The sequence below is a fragment of the Bryocella sp. genome (assembly GCF_058498515.1).
The window spans coordinates 173705-191439 of sequence record NZ_JBMHYI010000066.1 but is presented as its reverse complement, the minus strand read 5'-3'; the positions used below and the strand labels follow the sequence as shown (position 1 = coordinate 191439).

Annotated in this window: 14 protein-coding genes and 1 rRNA gene; 8 read left to right on the top strand and 7 right to left on the bottom strand. The window is 61.5% G+C overall.

Annotated features, from left to right (window positions below; translation table 11 throughout):
• Window positions 1–123 (bottom strand): 16S ribosomal RNA (locus tag AC5E6W_RS19920); the annotation flags it as partial.
• A gap of 1063 nt (window positions 124–1186) precedes the next feature.
• Between AC5E6W_RS19920 and AC5E6W_RS19915 the strand changes: the two genes are divergently transcribed.
• Together AC5E6W_RS19915 and AC5E6W_RS19910 are read left to right on the top strand one after the other, a co-directional pair.
• On the top strand, window positions 1187–1729 hold the full coding sequence (locus AC5E6W_RS19915; RefSeq protein ID WP_491754087.1) for a DUF4337 domain-containing protein: 543 nt from the start codon (window positions 1187–1189) through the stop codon (window positions 1727–1729).
• Window positions 1730–1852: 123 nt separating this feature from the next.
• Window positions 1853–4084, top strand: coding sequence for a hypothetical protein (locus tag AC5E6W_RS19910; protein ID WP_491754086.1), 2232 nt, complete (start codon window positions 1853–1855; stop codon window positions 4082–4084).
• A gap of 42 nt (window positions 4085–4126) precedes the next feature.
• Here the strand turns inward: AC5E6W_RS19910 and AC5E6W_RS19905 are convergent, their stop codons facing one another.
• Together AC5E6W_RS19905 and AC5E6W_RS19900 are read right to left on the bottom strand one after the other, a co-directional pair.
• Window positions 4127–4996: an alpha/beta hydrolase gene (locus AC5E6W_RS19905; protein WP_491754085.1), complete on the bottom strand. Its 870-nt coding sequence runs from the start codon at window positions 4994–4996 to the stop codon at window positions 4127–4129.
• A gap of 11 nt (window positions 4997–5007) precedes the next feature.
• Complete coding sequence (locus AC5E6W_RS19900) at window positions 5008–5703, bottom strand: MarC family protein (protein ID WP_491754084.1); 696 nt, start codon at window positions 5701–5703, stop codon at window positions 5008–5010.
• A 179-nt stretch (window positions 5704–5882) separates the two neighbouring features.
• On the opposite strand from AC5E6W_RS19900, the gene AC5E6W_RS19895 reads away from it, so the two are divergent.
• On the top strand, window positions 5883–6818 hold the full coding sequence (locus tag AC5E6W_RS19895) for a branched-chain amino acid transaminase (RefSeq protein WP_491754083.1): 936 nt from the start codon (window positions 5883–5885) through the stop codon (window positions 6816–6818).
• Between the two features lie 56 nt (window positions 6819–6874).
• On the top strand, window positions 6875–7447 hold the full coding sequence (locus tag AC5E6W_RS19890) for a hypothetical protein (RefSeq protein WP_491754082.1): 573 nt from the start codon (window positions 6875–6877) through the stop codon (window positions 7445–7447).
• A 76-nt stretch (window positions 7448–7523) separates the two neighbouring features.
• Here the strand turns inward: AC5E6W_RS19890 and AC5E6W_RS19885 are convergent, their stop codons facing one another.
• Window positions 7524–8123 (bottom strand): YciE/YciF ferroxidase family protein, encoded by a 600-nt coding sequence (locus AC5E6W_RS19885; protein WP_491754081.1) that lies wholly within the window; start codon window positions 8121–8123, stop codon window positions 7524–7526.
• A 194-nt stretch (window positions 8124–8317) separates the two neighbouring features.
• Here AC5E6W_RS19885 and AC5E6W_RS19880 point away from each other — a divergent pair, with 194 nt between their 5' ends.
• Entirely contained in the window at window positions 8318–10021 is a 1704-nt protein-coding gene (locus AC5E6W_RS19880) for a hypothetical protein (RefSeq protein ID WP_491754080.1), read from the top strand.
• A gap of 17 nt (window positions 10022–10038) precedes the next feature.
• Here the strand turns inward: AC5E6W_RS19880 and AC5E6W_RS19875 are convergent, their stop codons facing one another.
• Window positions 10039–11430 (bottom strand): NAD(P)/FAD-dependent oxidoreductase, encoded by a 1392-nt coding sequence (locus tag AC5E6W_RS19875; protein WP_491754079.1) that lies wholly within the window; start codon window positions 11428–11430, stop codon window positions 10039–10041.
• 253 nt (window positions 11431–11683) lie between these two features.
• Here AC5E6W_RS19875 and AC5E6W_RS19870 point away from each other — a divergent pair, with 253 nt between their 5' ends.
• Entirely contained in the window at window positions 11684–13537 is a 1854-nt protein-coding gene (locus tag AC5E6W_RS19870; protein ID WP_491754078.1) for a phosphoenolpyruvate carboxykinase (GTP), read from the top strand.
• 132 nt (window positions 13538–13669) lie between these two features.
• On the opposite strand, the gene AC5E6W_RS19865 is transcribed toward AC5E6W_RS19870, so the two are convergent.
• Window positions 13670–14086 carry a MarR family winged helix-turn-helix transcriptional regulator gene (locus tag AC5E6W_RS19865; RefSeq protein WP_491754077.1) on the bottom strand — a complete coding sequence of 139 codons (417 nt, stop codon included), beginning with the start codon at window positions 14084–14086 and terminating at the stop codon, window positions 13670–13672.
• Between the two features lie 95 nt (window positions 14087–14181).
• Here AC5E6W_RS19865 and AC5E6W_RS19860 point away from each other — a divergent pair, with 95 nt between their 5' ends.
• Entirely contained in the window at window positions 14182–15774 is a 1593-nt protein-coding gene (locus AC5E6W_RS19860) for a DHA2 family efflux MFS transporter permease subunit (protein WP_491754076.1), read from the top strand.
• Window positions 15775–15856: 82 nt separating this feature from the next.
• Window positions 15857–16822 (top strand): aldo/keto reductase, encoded by a 966-nt coding sequence (locus tag AC5E6W_RS19855; protein ID WP_491754075.1) that lies wholly within the window; start codon window positions 15857–15859, stop codon window positions 16820–16822.
• Between the two features lie 72 nt (window positions 16823–16894).
• Here the strand turns inward: AC5E6W_RS19855 and map are convergent, their stop codons facing one another.
• Window positions 16895–17644: a type I methionyl aminopeptidase gene (map, locus tag AC5E6W_RS19850; RefSeq protein ID WP_491754074.1), complete on the bottom strand. Its 750-nt coding sequence runs from the start codon at window positions 17642–17644 to the stop codon at window positions 16895–16897.
• Window positions 17645–17735 lie beyond the last annotated feature (91 nt).

Sequence of the window (17735 nt, the reverse complement as noted above, 5' to 3'; positions counted from 1 at the left end):
TAGTCACGTGTTACTCACCCGTGCGCCACTTTACTCATGGATTGCTCCACTTTCTCGTTCGACTTGCATGTGTTAGGCACGCCGCCAGCGTTGATTCTGAGCCAGGATCAAACTCTCGTTTAATCTTGGTTTGCTCGACGACATCAGGACGGAGGTCCGATGCGTCGGGCGCCTCCCACCGCTCGAAAGGGCGGGAGGATATATATAGTGAGAATGACTCAATCAAATGTTGCGTCATCTCACGACTGGCACGTTCAACTATGTTGTCAAAGATCCGGACTGCATCCGCACTGGGCGGGCAGTTTTGGATCAAGGAACAACCCTCGGCAAAGCCACAGGAATTGTGTCCTCGAACTTGATTGCGCTGTCTTTGTATGTCGAGTGGTCCGGACTGGCTACTTTACTTGCCTTACCGGAGCATCCCAGGTCAACCGCTTTGCTCACTGGGCTTGCTCGATCGCTTAGCGCGAACTTTTCTAGAGTATCGCGACTTTCGCGACCTTGTCAACCTCGTCGCTCAACTTTTTCTCTCGATTCAGACTCGATGTTTCGAGCCCCACAGAGCAGTTGAGGAGGAGATTCGCTATCGGGCGTTTGCCTCGAACTAGCGTCGCGAAGACAGCACAAATTCTCAAAACATCTCAACGGTGACATCTTCGACGAAGATGGCCGCGATTCCACTGAGGAATCTGAATCTCTATTAGCAGCAGTGGCTTGGGTTTGTGTGCGGACTGCCCTCATCGAGGGCCAGCATTTAACCGCGTTTCAAACGCTTGGACTGCGCTCCGGCTTGCCGATCCAACCTCTTCAGAGGCGTGGCGCGAAGCTCATGTTGTCGATCTTACCTGAAGTTTACTTGCTTGGCAAGCTTGTTCTTTTCAGATCGTTGCTACACCGTAGTGCAACTTTTCGATCATACTTCGAAGCGGGTTGCTTTGCAAGCCCGTCGTTTCTGATCATCGCCTCACTCAGCGCGACTTTTTGATCCTACGTTGAAGTGGCGTTCATTGCAAGCCGCTTCGTTTCAGATCACTGCCGCGTTTCACTGCGACAAGAAGAACCTTATCAAACGCTGCAGGGCCCGGCAACCACAGAGCTGTGGACGGCTGTGGGTTTCTAAGCCAAACCCCTGTGAATACTGGGCGAAATTCTTCCCGCCAGGCGGCGGGAAGCTAGAATGTCCCCCATGGAAGCAACTGAGATCAACGAATTCGGCAAGGAAATGCGCGAAGCCGGCGAGAACAGCATGACCCACGTCTCGCTCATCATCAGCGTGCTGGCGGTCCTGGTCGCTATCGTCACTGTGCTGGGACACCGCGAACACACGGAAGCCACGCTGATGCAGGGCCGCTCCAGCGACAAGTGGAGTGAGTACCAGGCGCGCAAGATACGGTCCTACCAGCTGCAGGTGACGAGCGATCTGCTGACGCTGCAGCCCTCGGCCAATGCGCCCGCGGTGGCGCAGAAGATTGCGCAATACAAGGTTCAGATGGAGAAGTGGAGCACCGAGAACGACGAGGCACAGAAGGCGGCCAAAGAGTATGAGGACGAGGTGAAGCTGGTCGAGCGCAAGGCTGCGCGATTCGATCTTGGGGAGGCTTTGCTCGAGATCGCGGTGGTGCTTGCCTCCATCACGCTGCTGACGCGGCAGACCCTCTACGTCCTGGTCAGCTCTCTTCTTGGACTGGCCGGCCTGCTGATCGCAGCCTCCGCCTTCCTCCTGCAGTGAGGCTGGAGGCTGTTGCTGGTGTGCTTGTGGAGCAGCTCGAACGCTCCGCTCCCCATGGCAGGGTGAAGCAAGACACCACATCTCTATGATCTGCAAGAACCCCTCCAAAAGGAGAGAGTAGCTATGCACGTGGTCTCACTTCCGGGCTTTGGCTCGACGCTGGTAGCAGTTGTGCTGTTCGCGTTTTACCTTATCCCCCCGGGATTCCTGGTCGCCCGCTGGACAAACGTGGCAGGGTTCCATCTCAAGAGCTCTTCCGAGAAGCTCTTGTGGTCCGTCGTTCTTTCCTTTCCCGTTTCGACGATGATCGCCGTGTTGCTCGGGCACATGAGTGACCTTCGAGTCTGCCAGTTCGTCTTCGTCCTTCTTGCCGTTGCTGCTACCGTGCTGGCGCTCCAAGACAAACGAAAGGGACTGCCTGGGCGAGGATTCGATTGGCAAACCTCAAGGCCGTTGATCTTCGCTCTGCTCGCCGCCGGCATCTTCTGCCTCGCAGCAAGCGCGCCCGTGCTCGTAAGGGGCCACCTCGAAGAAGGCATCGTCATCAACGACTGGTACGTCCGCCTGCCATTGCAATTCGTGGCTGGGCAAGGCGCAGTACCATCCATCAACCCGTTCTTCACGATCGACGGCCACAGCCCGGTACTGCATTACTACTACTTCTTTTATGTCCTGTGCGCCATGCCCATGAGGCTGGCCGGGCTGGATGCCCGGAGCACGCTTTCGGCAAGCACCGTCTGGGCGATGCTCATGTTTTTCGGCGTGGCGTGGCTGATGCTGAAGTATCTTGTCCTACCGGCTGCAGGGCCGAGTTCAAAGCTTCGACCTCGCAGCCAGGCCCTTCTCTTCATGGGAGTCAGCTTGATCGCGGGATTGGATCTGATCCCCAACGTGACGACCCTCCTGCTGGGTGGACGCCTCTTTCCAACCCTTTTCTGGTGGAACTACGAGACCGTTACGCCGTGGCCCGGAACGATACCCTTCGTGCCGCACCACTACGTGGGACTCGCGACAGCGATGCTTGGGTACATGCTGCTGGTGCGAGGCGACATGCAACCAGAAGCCGGCCAAGGCCATGAGGCCGTATGGACGCGAACGCGCCTTCTCAACACCTTCCTGGCTGCGATCTGTTTCGCCTCTGCTCTTGGGACCTCAACCTTTGTCGCGGCGGGAGTATTCTTCGCGGTGGGTGTATTGGCGGCGGATGCCCTGATACTGCAACGGCGTTACCCTCTTGCGGTAACATCCGCGGCGAGCGTCGTGATCGCAATCGCGATCGACAGCTACTACGTTGCCGCTACCTTCCTGACCCACGACGCCGGATCGGCTACCCCCGGCGGCAAATTCCCCCTCAAGCTCGTCATGCGCTACTGGCATTTGTCGTATGGACTGACCTGGGGAGGTCCTCATCCTCTTTTGAAACTGAGCCAGACGCGCGGCCTGCGGGACGACTGGCTCTCCGTCCCGCTCTTCCTCGTGATTTATGTGATCGAGCTTGGATTCTTCTGGTTCGTCCTGTGGTATCAGGCAAGGAAGGATCTGCGCGCCACTACATTGCAGCCGGAGGGCCGTGCGCTGTGGGTGCTGGTGCTCACCTTTGCAGTCTTGACCACCTTTGTAAGCTCTTCCCCCATGCAACATGGACTCAACGACTTTGGCCGCCACACGGCTATGGCGCTGCATTTCACGTTGATGCTGTTGGCCTGTCCAATCGTTGCGGCGGTCTGGCGACGCTATCGGTCAGGTGAGCCACTGGCTGGCTCGACGCGCTTGGCCTACGGGGTCGCGGCGCTGTTCGCGGTCATCGGGCTAGCGGGAACGGCATGGGATGTAACGGTGCAGCGGATCTATCTCCCGATGATCGACCGGGGCCTCATTCGTCCTATGGCGCCATTTCTGTTTACGCCGGGCATCGGCGCAGACTTGGAAGACCTTCGCCAGATGTGGGCGCAGATCGGCCGCACAACGCCCTCCGACGCGGTGGTACAGGCAAACCCTGACGGAAAGCTGAGCCGCCCGGTACTCCTGTACCTCAACCGTCGGGTTGCAGCTGGCGATAACAGTTGTGAGGCCAGCTTCGGCGGTGACGTCGACAACTGCCTGCGACGCAACGTGCTGCCGCTGCTTGGGCTGTACGGAGACGTCGAGAACACGAAGGATTCTCCAGAATTAGTCTTCGTCACAGACGTTAGTCCGCAAGCGTTTGTGAGGACCTGTGCGTCTTTGCACCTGACGGCTCTCATCGCGACGGACCAGGACTACGTCTGGCACCAGCCCGAGTCGTGGGTATGGCAGGAACCTTCTCTCTTTGCGACGCCTCGCGTCCGTCTTCTCGCTTGCCCTACTGGGAAATAAGGACACTCACCCTACGCCCGTGCAATCACCCGTGAATCCGCATCAGGCGCCGGCCAGGACAAACGTCCGAATCCCGTCCCAGTACTCCGATGCCGGCCTCAACGAAATATCACTGTGCGCGAAACCTTGCGGCGTGAGGAGGGCTGCCGAGCACCCGGAGCGTTTTTCGGCGGCGCGGAAGAGCAACTCTCCCATGGCCACCGGAAAGAGTTCGTCGGCCGTTCCGTGCACCACCAGCACAGGGCAGCGGAGTTCCTGCAGAAGCTCGGCATTGCGCCACACATCAGGAAGAAGGGCAGCGGGGAGCAAAGCCGCCGCGGGCATGGGCATGCCGCGCAGACGAAGAACCTCGCATGCAGCTTCGCGAAGCGAAGGAAAGCCCTGCGACAGGATCAATCCCTGCGGATTGGCGCGGCCGGCGGCGTGGATGGCCACAGCCGTACCCATCGACGTTCCCAGGAGAGACAGCGGAAGCCCAGGGAACCTCTCACGCAGGTGCTGGCAGGCGAGGATGGCATCCGCCTCAAACTGCGCGATGCGCCCCCTCCCACTGCTTGCGCCATAGCCCGTGTAGTGGAAGACGAGGGAGACGATTCCCTCCTCGGCCAGCCACTGCTGGGCTCGCCTCCAGAAGAACAGCCGCTCGCCGATGCCGTGGCAGATGACGAGCAGGGCCCGCGGCGCGACGTTGGGCTGTCCCAGTTGGGCTTCGAGGGAGCTCCCAGCGTCGCGTCGGATGGTGGCTGGGACGACGAGTGGCGTCTGAGCGTCGCGAGCCTCGCAGCGCAGCCGGCCCTCCCCGGTCTCCGGGCGGAATCTCATTACCAGGGAATCTCGCAGAGCTACCGCGCGGCCACCGAGATAGAGCAATGCTTCGGCGCGCAGGGAGTCGACCCAGGAGAGTTCGCGCATCCGGCGTCTCCTCAGCCGACCTTGGCATGCAGCAGCACGCCGAGATCGGCGAGGCCGTTGACGAAGTACTGCACCGCCAGAGCGACCAGCAGGAGCCCCATGATGCGGACCAGGATGCGGATTCCGGTCTCGCCGAGCATGCGGCCTACGCGGGCGGCCGAGCCCAGCACGAGGAAGCAGAGGAGCGAGGTGATGACGATGGCGCCGAGGATCGCAAGGAGCTGCCAGCGGGCCTGAGCCTGGCCCACCAGCACCATCACACTGGTAATGGCGCCCGGTCCGGCGAGCATCGGAATGCCCATGGGCACGATGCCGACGTCATCCTTGTGGGCGGCGGCCTCGGTCTCAGGCGGGACTTCCTGCGTCGGCGAGCGGCGGGCTTCCAGCATGTCCAGGCCGATGAGCAGGAGGATGATGCCGCCTGCAATCTCGAAGGCGGGCAGCGTGATGCCGAAGAGCATGAAGATGTACTTGCCGATGAAGGCGAACAGCGACAGCACAACCAGCGCCGTCAGCGATGCTTTTCGCGCGGTTCGGACGCGCTTCGCGTTCGACTGGCCAGCGGTTACGGCGAGGAACGTCGGCAGCGCGGCGAAGGGGTCCACCAGGAACAGGATCGAGCTGAACGCGAGCAGTGAGAAGCTCACGTAGGACGAGTCCTGGGGGCGAATCATCTCGATGTTCGCGACTGCAAAGAGGGCCACCATGCTGGCTTCGATTCTTGCACGCGGCTGTCAACGGCACAGCGTCAGATCAAGAATCCCGTTCCTGTTGCTGTCCAGTTTTTCGTTGCTTTCGCGGCTTCCCACGGGGTAGGCGCAAGCGTCCAAGGGGCATCCGTCCGCCTGCAGCACGTATAATCACTGCACGAAAGAGGAGAGCCCCGATGCCTATTACGCCTACCGCCAATATCTGGCACAACGGTCAACTGATCCCGTGGGAAAAGGCCAACATCCATGTGATGAGCCACGTCGTCCACTATGGCTCCAGCGTATTTGAGGGCATCCGGACCTACTCGCAGCCCGACGGCAACTCGATCTTCCGGCTTACGGAGCACATGCAGCGCTTCCAGGACTCGGCGAAGATCTACCGCATGCCGCTGCCGTACACGCTGGAGCAGCTGAACGAAGCGGTGATCGAAGTGGTGGAGTCGAACGGCGTGGCTCCTTGTTATATCCGCCCGATTGCCTTCCGCGGCTATGGCGAGATTGGCGTGAACCCGCTCAAGTCACCGGTCGAAGTCTACGTCGCGAACTTCCCGTGGGGCAAGTATGTCCCGGGCAATGACGGCGCGGACGTTTGCATCTCGAGCTGGAACCGCCTCGCTCCGAACACCATGCCTTCGATGGCGAAGGCGGGTGCGAACTACATGAACTCGCAGCTGATTCGCATGGAGGCTGAGGTCAACGGCTATGTGGAGGGCATTGCGCTCGACCGCAACGGCACGCTGTCTGAGGGTTCGGGCGAGAACCTGTTTATCGTCAAGGGCGGCACGCTGTACACCACTCCGCTGGCGAACTCTGTGCTGAACGGCATCACGCGCGACTCGATCCTGACGCTGGCTCGCGAGCTGGGTATCCCCGTCGTGGAGCAGGCACTGCCTCGCGAACTGCTGTACATCTGCGAAGAGGCGTTCTTCACCGGCACGGCCGCGGAGGTCACGCACCTGCGCTCAGTCGATCGCATCATGGTCGGCGACGGCGCCATGGGCCCCATTACGACGGCGCTGCACAAGGCCTTCTTCGACATCGTCAACGGCCTGTCCGCAGACCGTTTCAACTGGCTCACGCCGGTCAAGGTACGCGAAGCTGTCACGGCTTAGTGTCTCCTCATCGCTCCGCGCATCACGCACACGCTCTTTCGAAGGACTGTTCACGCATGAAGGGTAAGTTTCTTGTCGCGGCGCTGGCGCTCAGCCTCTCCGCTTTCGCCGCGAAGGCCCAGGTGGGCGTTTACTTCAATCCCGTCGTCTCGCGCATCTCCAACTCGGTGGCGGACCAAGGGCCATTTGCGTTCCTTGGCTCAGGCAAGACGTCCAACATCTTCGGCGGTGTCGCCATCGGCGGATACTACGACTTCTACCATGCGGATAAGTTCGACGCCGGTGCGGACGTCCGCGATGAGGTTGAGCATGGCAATGGCGCCAACCTCAATGGCTTCCTAGTCGGGCCGCGCATCGTGCACCACTATGAGCGCTGGAGCCCCTACGCCGAGGTGCTCTTCGGCGCGGGACGTACCAAGTCCCCACTAAGCCCGGTGCATGTCACCAAGCTCGAAGTCCAGGGGTTGGTGGGAGCCGACTATCGCTTGAACAAGCACGTTGACGTGCGAGCTCTCGAGATTGGCTATGGCTCGGTGAGCACGATCTCCAGCTCGATCTATGGTGGTTCGATCAGTGTGCCAGCCGCGAAGATGCTGAACTTCTCCAGCGGTTTTGTCTTTCACTTCTAAGAGCCTCAGGTTGCAAATACAACGCCCGCGAAGCGATGCTTCGCGGGCGTTGTATTCATTGGCGATCTAAGCGGGGCTAAGCCGCTGTCGGGGCCTTGTGCTTTTTCAGCTCCGGTGCGGCAGCCTTTTCGTCTTCCTTGCTTAACTGGGCGGCGTACTTTTCCTTGCCGTCCATCGGCTTCTTCTCTTCGGCTGGCTGCTTCGCCGCGGCCTTCATCAGCGGATCGGAGAGTGCGGTGATCTTCTTCGCCGCGGTCTCTTCTTCCTTCAGGGTCTGCGAGAGAAGGTTGGCTGCGTCGGTCAAGCCGAGGGTCTGCGCCATGGCGATGACCGCGCTGTAGCCGGCAATCTCGTAGTGCTCGACGCGAATGGCGCCACCGGTCAGGCCGAGATCGAACGACGGTCCCTCAGCGTCCTCTTCGAGAGCCTCGTCGCCTTCTTCGATCAGGCCTTCCATGCCGTTGCAGTGCTTGCCGGTGGGCTTTTCATTGAGCATCTCGAAGATCTGCTTGAGCCGCTCGACGTGCCCCTTCGTTTCCTCGAGGTGATCGGCAAACAGGGTCTTGAGCTGCGGGTCCTTGGCGCCCTTCGAGAGCTTGGGAAGGGCCTTCACCAGCTGATTTTCCGCACTGTACAGATCGCGAATTTCATCCAGAAATACATCCATCAGGGCCATAAGACACTCCATGAGTCGCTGTGGCGTCATCGTATGGCAGCCCGCTTCGTGCGCGGGATGCGCCTGACGCCAGCAAGTCTCCGGTGTAGGAGGGAAGATGCACGCGGGAAGTTGGCTGGGCGGGAAACGACTTGCTTCATTCCTCCAAAATCATGTGCTTGCGATTGCAAAGTGCATCAACTAGGCTTGCGCGCATGTGTTCGTTTCGATTCCCAGCAGCCCTCCCTGTCATCTTTCTTGTCTCCCTGCTGGCTCCGGCCGCATCGCCTCGGGCCGTCGCGCAGGACATGCCCGGCATGGCTCACCATCATCATCAAGAAGAAGCGATGAGCGCGGAGAAGCTCGGCGATGTGCACTTCCCTGTCTCCTGCGCGCCCGCACAGCAGGCTGCCTTCAACCGCGGCATCGCGCTGTTGCACTCCTTCGGCTACACGAACGCGGAGACGCAGTACCGTGCGCTCGCGAAGGCCGATCCGACCTGCGCCATGGCTCACTGGGGCATCGCGATGACGCAGTTCCACGAGCTATGGGGACGGCCTGATGCCGAGGCGCTGAAGACCGGCGCGGCGGAGATGGCGGAGGCACGGGAGCTGGCCGCTGCGCGTCCCGTCACGCCGCGCGAGCATGAGTACATCGCTGCGCTCAGCGCCTTCTACGAGCAGGCCCCCAAGGACTACCTGCAGGGTGCGGACGCTTACACCGCGCTGATGGGCAAGCTGCATGCGGACTTTCCGGACGATATCGAAGGCGCGGCGTTCTATGCGCTGTCGCTGCTGGCGGATGTTGCGCCGGAGGATACCTCGCTGACCAAAGAGCGGCGGGCGCTGGCGGTGCTGCAACCGCTGTTCAAGCGGTATCCCGAGCACCCGGGGCTGGCGCACTACATCATCCACACCTGCGACACACCTGCGCTGGCGCAGGATGGCCTGGAGGCCGCGAAGGTGTATGCGCGCATTGCGCCGAGCTCGCCGCACGCGCTGCATATGCCTGGGCACATCTTTGCGCGGCTTGGGCTGTGGCAGGAAGACATCGACTCCAACGTGGCCTCGGTGAAGGCCAGCGAGATGGATGATCGCATGCACATGCCGGGCGTCGCACACCAGATGCACGCCGACGAGTTCCTGATCTACGCTTACCTGCAGACCGGGCAGGATGAGAAGGCGCATGTGCTCACGGAGCACATGCAACCTCTGGCGAAGCGCATGGCCGCGATGCCGATGATGGATGACATGAAGGATGCAGGAGGGTTCTTCGTCAACGAGCTGAATACCATTTACCTGATGGAGATGCACGACTGGCCGGGGCTGGCAAAGCTGCAGCCCGCGCCCGGCACGCACGGGTCGGATGCGCTCGATACCAACTGGGGCAACGGTGTCGCGGCGGGGCACCTGAAGGATGCGAAGCTCGCGGCGGACTCCTACGCGAAGTTCAACACGGCGCTGGAGGCCCTTCACGGCACGCCGTACGCGTATATGGCGGAGGGCTTCAAGGTGGAGCAGAACGAAGTGCTGGCATGGAAGGAATATGCTGCCGGCCACAATGAGGCTGCGCTGCAGGCGATGCGCGCTGCGGCAGAGAAGCAGGACAAACTCGGGCAGGGTGAGGTCGATATCCCCGCCGACGAGATGCTGGGTGACCTGCTGATGCTGCTGGGGCGCACCAGCGACGCGCTCGCTGAGTACAAGCTTGCGCTGCACTACAGCCCGAATCGGCTGAATGCTCTGCTCGACGCCGGCAAGGCTGCCGAGACGCTGGGCGACACGGCGGTAGCGGCGGGCTACTACGCGCAGGCGGCGCACAACACCGATGCCGGCAGGACCACCCACCGTGCCGACATCGCGCACGCAGTGGCCTTCAGCAAAGCCAACACCGCGGTGGTGAAAACCGGCGTCGAGTAGCGCTGGCTCCTGAAGGGCTAGTTCTTCGCCACGACTTCGGCTTTAGCTTCGTTCTTCACCGCGTCTTCCTGCGCCAGCTTGTTCCAGCCTGGCAGGTCCTGCGAGCCCGTAATCAGCCGCACCCCATCGCGGAAGCGGATATAGGTGTAGGCCCAGCTGCGGAAGACGCTGAGGCGGTTGCGGAAGCCGATGAGGAAGAAGATGTGGACCGTCAGCCAAGTGAGCCAGGCCATGAAGCCGGACCAGTGCGCCTTGAAGGGCCACACGATGCGCGCCACGGCAGCCTTGCGGCCGATCGTCGCCATATCGCCCTTGTCGAAGTAGTGGAAGTCCTTCTGGCGGACCGCTGCGGCGGGGTCACGCAGCAGCAGGCCGATACGATCGGCCGCATAGACTCCCATTTGCATGGCTGGCTGGGCCACGCCGGGCACCAGCTTGCCGTTCTCTTCGTAGTGCGCGAGGTCGCCACACAGGAAGATCTCCGGGTGCCCCTTGGGATTGAGGTGGCCGTCGACGATCACGCAGCCGCGTCGGTCTAGGATGCTGGCGTCTCCGAGGCTGTCGGCGAGCACTTTGCCGAGCGGCGAGGCCTTTACGCCCGCCGCCCATAGCGTGCAGACGCTCTCAATCTTCTGAGCGTTGGGCGGGTCGCCCACCATCACATAGCCGGGTTGAACGTCGGTCACCTTGGCGTTTACGCGCACCTGCACGTTGATCGCGTTGAGCTGCTCGATCGCCTTCTGCTGGAGGTCTTCGGGATACGCCGACAGGATGTGCGGCGAACCTTCGAGGATGAGCACCCTGGCGGTCTTCGGGTCGATGTGGCGGAAGTCCTTACCCATGTAGAGGCGCGAGATATCGCTGATGGCTCCGGCAAGCTCGACGCCCGTCGGGCCGCCTCCGACGATGACAAACTGCAGGAACGGATGCGATCCGGTCTCGACCATCTGGCGCTCCGCCAGTTCGAACGCCAGCAGCACACGGCGGCGGATCTCGACGGCATCCTCGATGAGCTTGAGTCCGGGCGCGGTTTTTTCCCATTCCGGGTGCGCGAAGTAGCTGTGCGTGGAGCCGGTCGCGAGGATGAGGTAGTCGTAGTCCACCTCCGCGCCCGAGCAAAGGTGCAGCTTCCGGCCCTGCGCGTCGATGTTGCGAACCTCGTCCATGAGGACTTCGGTGTTGGTGTTGTCGCTCAGGATTCTGCGGATGGGCTGCGCGATGTCTCCGGGAGACAACACCGCCAGCGCCACCTGGTAGAGGAGCGGCTGAAAGGTGTGGTGGTTGGTGCGGTCTATCACCGTCACGTCCACCGGCAACTTGCCCAGCCGCTGGGCCGCGTTGATGCCCGCGAAACCGGCTCCGACCACCGCGACCCGGGGTCTCCGGGCTGGATCTCCTGCTGGTTGCATACTTCCCTCCTGGGCCCCGGGAACTCCTGCGGAGCACAAACCTGCATGTCTCACACCATTCGATGCGTGGTCGCGCGGATTGTCCCGGCACTTTTGAAGGGTCGCATTGGGACTCTGCGGGACCGTGAAAACGGTATTCGACAATTTGGGCGATATTCGATGGTTAGTCACCGTTACGTCTAAGACAAATTGTCCGGCACGCTGGTACCGTTGCTACCTACAGGTGATTTTTCCTCGCCCTGGAGGGAGCCCGATGGCCGCAGCCGCGCGCAACGCAACAATGACATCTACCAAGGTGCTCACCAGCAATAAACACCTCGTTCGCTGGGTCGAGAAGATGGCAGATTTGTGCCAGCCCGACGCGATCCACTGGATCGACGGCTCCGAGGCCGAGAACGAGTACCTCTGCCAGAAGCTGGTGGACGGCGGTACCTTTGTGCGGCTTGATGAGAAGCTGTGGCCGGGCTGCTACTACGCACGCTCCTCGCCCAACGACGTGGCCCGCGTCGAGGACCGCACCTTCATCTGCTCGCTTTCGAAGGACACGGCCGGGCCAACCAATAACTGGGAAGACCCGTACGTGATGCGCAAGCGCCTGAAGGATCTCTTCCGGGGCTCGATGCGCGGGAGGACGATGTATGTCCTGGCGTACTCGATGGGCCCCATCGGCTCGCCAGCGTCGCAGATCGGCGTGCAGCTCACGGACTCCGCGTATGCGGTAGTGAACATGCGCATTATGGCGCGGGTGGGCAAGGCGGTCTTCGAGGAGATCGATAAGGACCTGAAGCGCGTGGTGCCATGCATGCACACCGTGGGAGCTCCGCTGGAGCCGGGCCAGCAGGATGTGACCTGGCCGCAGAACGACACCAAGTACATCGTGCACTTCCCGGAGACGCGCGAGATCTGGAGCTATGGCTCGGGCTACGGTGGCAACGCTCTGCTGGGCAAGAAGTGCTTCGCGCTGCGTATCGCCTCAAACATTGCGCGCGATGAAGGCTGGATGGCGGAGCACATGCTCATCCTGGGCGTGGAAGATCCGCAGGGCGAGAAGACGTACGTCGCCGCGGCCTTCCCTTCGGCCTGCGGCAAGACCAACTTCGCGATGCTTATCCCGCCGGCAGGATTCCATGGGTACAAGGTCTGGTGCGTCGGCGACGACATCGCGTGGATTCGCCCGGACGCCAATGGCCAGTTGCGCGCCATCAATCCTGAAGCGGGATTCTTCGGTGTGGCTCCCGGCACGAGCGCCCACACCAACCCGAACGCGATGGCTACACTTTCGCGAAACACCATCTTCACGAATGTCGCTCTGACTCTGCGCGACGGCAAGCCCGAGGGCGTGTGGTGGGAAGGCATGAGCAGCGCTCCGCCGTCGGGTGAAGGTCTTACGATTCATGACTGGCGCGGCAACGAGTGGGCTCCAGGCTCCGCAACACCTGCGGCGCATCCCAATGGGCGCTTTACCGCGCCAGCCACGCAGTGCCCGGTCTTCGACCGCGAGGCCTGGGAGTCACCTGACGGCGTGCCCATCTCCGCGTTCATCTTCGGAGGCCGCCGCGCTACCAACATTCCTCTGGTCTTCCAGGCGTTTAATTGGTCCTCCGGGGTTTACCTGGGCGCTACCATGGGCTCAGAGACGACCGCTGCCGCAGGTGGAGCGCAGGGCAAGGTGCGCCGTGACCCCATGGCCATGCTGCCCTTCTGCGGCTACCATATGGGCGACTACTTCCGGCACTGGCTGAAGATGCAGCGCGAGCTCAGCTCGACCCCGCGGATCTTCCACGTGAACTGGTTCCGCAAGGATGACGACGGCAAGTTCATGTGGCCGGGGTTCAGCGAGAACATGCGAGTGCTGAAGTGGATCGTCGATCGCGTCCGCGGGCGCGCGCTCGGCAAGGAGACTCCCATCGGCTGGACGCCGTACTTCAAGGACATTCACTGGGACGGTCTCGACTTCCCGGAAGCAAAGTTCAACGAGCTGCAGGCCGTCGACCGGTCTGCCTGGCGCAGGGAAGTCATGGATCACGAACAGCTCTTCCTCGAGCTGCACGACCACCTTCCTCCCGAGATGATCTACGAGCGCGAGTTGCTGATCTGCCGGCTCTGAGCATGTTGCAGGCACAACGAGAAAGGCGTCCCTCGAGGGACGCCTTTCTTGTTATTCCCGTTGCCAAAATTGCCCTGCTGGTGATGCTGGACCATCTCCGGCGCACTACGGTGGGCATACCGAGATGGCACGTCAGCACTGGGGCAAGTGGCTGGAGTCTCCCGCGACCGCTGCAGCCCCCTGGTGCAATACCTCAATCACGTTTTTGAGTTCCTTGCGAGGGATGGCGCTCCACATCCGGGCCTCGATCTCCTGCGCGGCCTGCTGACCGATCTCCAGCAGACTGATCCCCTTCGGCGTGAGCGATGCGGTCAGGATGCGGTGGTTTTTCTGCGTTGTTCCGCGCACGATCCATCCTTCCCTCACCGCGCGCGTGAGCATGGCCTGCAGGGTCTGAGGAGTCACATGACACTGGCGTGCAATCGCCGCGGCGCTCAGCTCGTTCTGCTCGGAGACGGCATGCAACATGCGCAGCTGCGGGAGCGTGAGCCCGTGTGGGCGCACAGCATCTTCCAGCGTGGCCTTGTAGGCCAGCAGGAGATCACGCACGGCGTGGGTTAATTCTCGCGCCGTTGCTGCTTTTCCCGTGCCTTTCGCGTGTCCGCCCATATCAGTGTACTGATACACTATATCAGTACACTGATATGGGCACAGCCGCCATCCCGATGCAGGCGCCATGGAAGCCGAAACATAATCCCTGGCTCATCGCACTCACGGTCACCATTGCGACCTTCATGGAGGTGCTCGACACCTCCATTGCCAACGTCGCGCTGCCGCACATTGCGGGCTCGGTGGGCGCGTCGCAGGAGGAAGCGACCTGGGTGCTGACCAGCTACCTGGTGAGCTCCGCGGTGATCCTGCCCATCTCCGGCTGGCTCTCCAACCGGATCGGACGCAAGCGTTTTTACATGAGCTGCGTCGTCATCTTCACGCTGTGCTCGTTGCTGTGCGGCATGGCGCCGACACTGGGCACGCTGATCATTGCACGCGTGCTGCAGGGGCTCGGCGGCGGCGGACTCGCGCCGAGTGAACAAGCCATTCTTGCCGATACGTTCTCGGTTGAGAAACGGGGCCAGGCCTTCGCGCTGTACGGCATGGCGGTAGTCGTCGCGCCGGCCATCGGCCCTACGCTGGGCGGATGGATCACGGACAACTACAACTGGCATTGGATCTTCTTCATCAACCTACCGTTCGGCCTGCTGTCACTTTATCTGTCCAACCGTATGGTCGAAGACCCACCGGAGATCGTGGCGCGCACCAAGCGCAGGGACAAGGTGGACTTCATGGGTCTGGGCCTGGTCGCTGCGGGTGTTGGCCTGCTGGAGTTCACGCTCGACAAGGGCCAGGAGAAGGACTGGTTCGGCTCCGCGGAGATTCGCACGACTCTCACGATTGCGGTCGTGACGCTGGTGATCTTTGTCTTCTGGGAGTGGCAACATCCCGATCCGATCGTCGATCTGAAGCTGCTCAAGAACCGGAACTTCGGCACGGCCGTGTTCCTGCAACTGGTGCTGGGCATGGTGCTGTTCGGATCGACGGTGCTGCTGCCGCAGTACCTGCAGACCCTACTGGGCTATACGGCCGAACGCGCTGGCATGGTGCTATCGCCGGCAGGCCTGGTGATGATGGTGATGATGGGCGTGGCCGGTAGAACGCTGGGCAAGATCGGCGATCCGCGCCTGACGGTGATGCTGGGGTACATCGCGGTCGCGGCAGGCCTGTATAACCTTACGCACCTCGACCTCTATACAAGCTTCGGCACGGCGACGTGGTGGCGGATGCTGCAGGTGGTGGGGCTGCCGTTCATCTTTATCCCCATCAGTACGCTGAACTATGTGGGCGTGCCTCGCGAGAAATCCAACCAGATCTCGGCGCTCTCCAACTTCGCGCGCAATATCGGTGGCTCGGCCGGCACGGCGCTGCTGACCACCTTCCTCGCGCGGTCGCAGCAGGTGCACCAGACGGCGCTGGTTGCGAACCTCACGCCGGGGTCTTATGCGGTTACGCATCGCGTTTCGGAGTTCGCTGCGGCTACCAACACGAACGTCAACGCGGCTCGTGGTCTTGCGATGGCGCAGATCTATGGGGAGGTTCAGCGCCAGGCCGGCATGCTGGCCTATCGCAGCGCGTTCTTTATCCTGGCCCTGACGGTCTTTATTCTCTCGCCGCTGGTGTGGATCATGCGGCTGCCGGCCAAAGCAGCGAAGCCCGATCCCGAGCAGCTGGCGGGACACTAGCACCGCGCGCCAATGCTCGCGCCGCACGCCATTGCTTGCGGGTTCATGCACTGAAGGGCTGAGTTGTAGCATCCTAAGCTGTATGAGCACGACACTCGGAAGCACGAAACAGCTTGGCAACTCGGATATGCAGCTCACGTCGATTGGCTTTGGCGCGTGGGCGATTGGCGGCGGCGACTGGCAGTACGGCTGGGGACCGCAGGATGACAACGACTCCATCGCGGCGATCCGCCGCGCCATCGACGCGGGCATCAACTGGATCGACACTGCCGCGGTGTATGGCCTCGGGCACTCGGAAGAAGTGGTTGCTCGTGCGCTTGAAGGCGTCAGCAGCAAGCCCTATGTCTTTACCAAGTGCGCCATGACGTGGGGCGAAGACCGCAAGATCGTTCAGACGCTGAAGAAGATTCGGCAGGAGTGCGAGGCCAGCCTGCAGCGTCTCAAGCTGGATGCCATTGATCTCTATCAGGTGCACTGGCCTGTGCCTGACGAGGAACTCGAGGAAGGCTGGGCTACGATGGCGGCGCTGCAAAAGGAAGGCAAGGTGCGCTGGATTGGCGCGTCAAACTTCTCCGTTGCGCAGCTGGAGCGGGCGATGAAGATTGCTCCTGTCACGTCACACCAGCCGCCCTACTCGATGATCAATCGCAACTACGAGGCGGAGAACCTGCTCTTCTGCAAAGAACATGGCATCGGCGTCATCAACTACGCTCCCATGCACTCGGGGTTGCTGACGGGCAAGATGTCGAAGGAGCGTGTTGCGAACTTCCCGGAGAACGACTTCCGGCGTAACTCGAAGTCGTACCAGGAGCCGGCTCTCTCGCGGAACCTCGCTCTCGCGGATCTGCTCAAGGAGATCGGCGCGCGGCATAGCGTTGTGGCTGGAGTTGTTGCTATCGCGTGGACGCTGCACAATCCGGCGATCACGTCAGCTATCGTTGGAGGCCGCAGCGCGGCGCAGGTGGAAGAGATTCTGCCCGCCGCGACCTTCAGGCTCAGCGAAGACGAGTACAGCGAGATCGGCAAGTTCCTGGCTGAGCATCCATAGTCCCCAGCGAGGCAAACGCAAAGAGGGCGTCCGCATGGGACGCCCTCTTGCTTGCTTCAAAGTCTTCGCGGATTAGTCGGTCAGGATGCGCGGGCCATCTTTCGTGATGGCCACCGTGTGCTCGAAGTGTGCACTGAAGCTGCCATCCAAGGTCACGGCAGTCCAACCATCTTCCAGCACCTTCACCTCGGGGCCGCCCATGTTGATCATGGGTTCGATTGCGAGGACCATGCCGGGTTTCAGACGCGGACCTTTGCCGGGGTTGCCGTAGTTCGGGAGCTGCGGATCCTCATGCATGTTCTTGCCGATGCCGTGGCCTACGAACTCGCGCACCACGCCGTAGCCTTCGGCCTCGCACATGGCCTGCACCGCGTGCGAGATGTCGAAGAGCCGGCCACCGGGAACGGCTTGATCGATGGCCGCATAGAGTGAGGCTTCGGTGACCTTCAGCAGCTTGTCGACCGCATCGCTCACCTTGCCCACACGATGCGTCACAGCGGCGTCGGAGTAGTAGCCATCGACGATCACGCCGCAATCCACAGAGACGATGTCGCCTTCCTTGAGTGCGCCGCGATCGTGAGGAATGCCGTGGATGACTTCGTTGTTGACCGAGGTGCAGAGCACCGCAGGATAGCCGTGATAGCCCTTAAAGGCCGGCTTGCAGCCGAGCTCTTCGACCTTCGCTACCGCCGCGCGCTCGAGGTCCATCGTGGTCGCGCCGACGCGCACCGCGGCCTTCACCGCGTCATGCACTTTGCGCAGAGCGATGCCCGACGTGCGCATCTTCTCAATCTCCGCGGATGTCTTGATGATGATTGCCATAATACTCAGATACGAGATGCGAGATTTGAGATGCGAAACGAGCCTGCCCGCCAGGGAGCCGCTTCTTTCGCATCTTGCATCTCGAATCTTG

What these genes read in the sequence shown, in the direction of transcription:
- AC5E6W_RS19915 (WP_491754087.1), top strand. Translation starts at nt 1,187, where the DNA reads ATGGAAGCAACTGAGATCAACGAATTCGGCAAGGAAATGCGCGAAGCC.
- AC5E6W_RS19910 (WP_491754086.1), top strand. Translation starts at nt 1,853, where the DNA reads ATGCACGTGGTCTCACTTCCGGGCTTTGGCTCGACGCTGGTAGCAGTT.
- AC5E6W_RS19905 (WP_491754085.1), bottom strand. Translation starts at nt 4,996, where the DNA reads ATGCGCGAACTCTCCTGGGTCGACTCCCTGCGCGCCGAAGCATTGCTC.
- AC5E6W_RS19900 (WP_491754084.1), bottom strand. Translation starts at nt 5,703, where the DNA reads ATGGTGGCCCTCTTTGCAGTCGCGAACATCGAGATGATTCGCCCCCAG.
- AC5E6W_RS19895 (WP_491754083.1), top strand. Translation starts at nt 5,883, where the DNA reads ATGCCTATTACGCCTACCGCCAATATCTGGCACAACGGTCAACTGATC.
- AC5E6W_RS19890 (WP_491754082.1), top strand. Translation starts at nt 6,875, where the DNA reads ATGAAGGGTAAGTTTCTTGTCGCGGCGCTGGCGCTCAGCCTCTCCGCT.
- AC5E6W_RS19885 (WP_491754081.1), bottom strand. Translation starts at nt 8,123, where the DNA reads ATGGCCCTGATGGATGTATTTCTGGATGAAATTCGCGATCTGTACAGT.
- AC5E6W_RS19880 (WP_491754080.1), top strand. Translation starts at nt 8,318, where the DNA reads ATGTGTTCGTTTCGATTCCCAGCAGCCCTCCCTGTCATCTTTCTTGTC.
- AC5E6W_RS19875 (WP_491754079.1), bottom strand. Translation starts at nt 11,430, where the DNA reads ATGCAACCAGCAGGAGATCCAGCCCGGAGACCCCGGGTCGCGGTGGTC.
- AC5E6W_RS19870 (WP_491754078.1), top strand. Translation starts at nt 11,684, where the DNA reads ATGGCCGCAGCCGCGCGCAACGCAACAATGACATCTACCAAGGTGCTC.
- AC5E6W_RS19860 (WP_491754076.1), top strand. Translation starts at nt 14,182, where the DNA reads ATGGGCACAGCCGCCATCCCGATGCAGGCGCCATGGAAGCCGAAACAT.
- AC5E6W_RS19855 (WP_491754075.1), top strand. Translation starts at nt 15,857, where the DNA reads ATGAGCACGACACTCGGAAGCACGAAACAGCTTGGCAACTCGGATATG.
- map (WP_491754074.1), bottom strand. Translation starts at nt 17,644, where the DNA reads ATGGCAATCATCATCAAGACATCCGCGGAGATTGAGAAGATGCGCACG.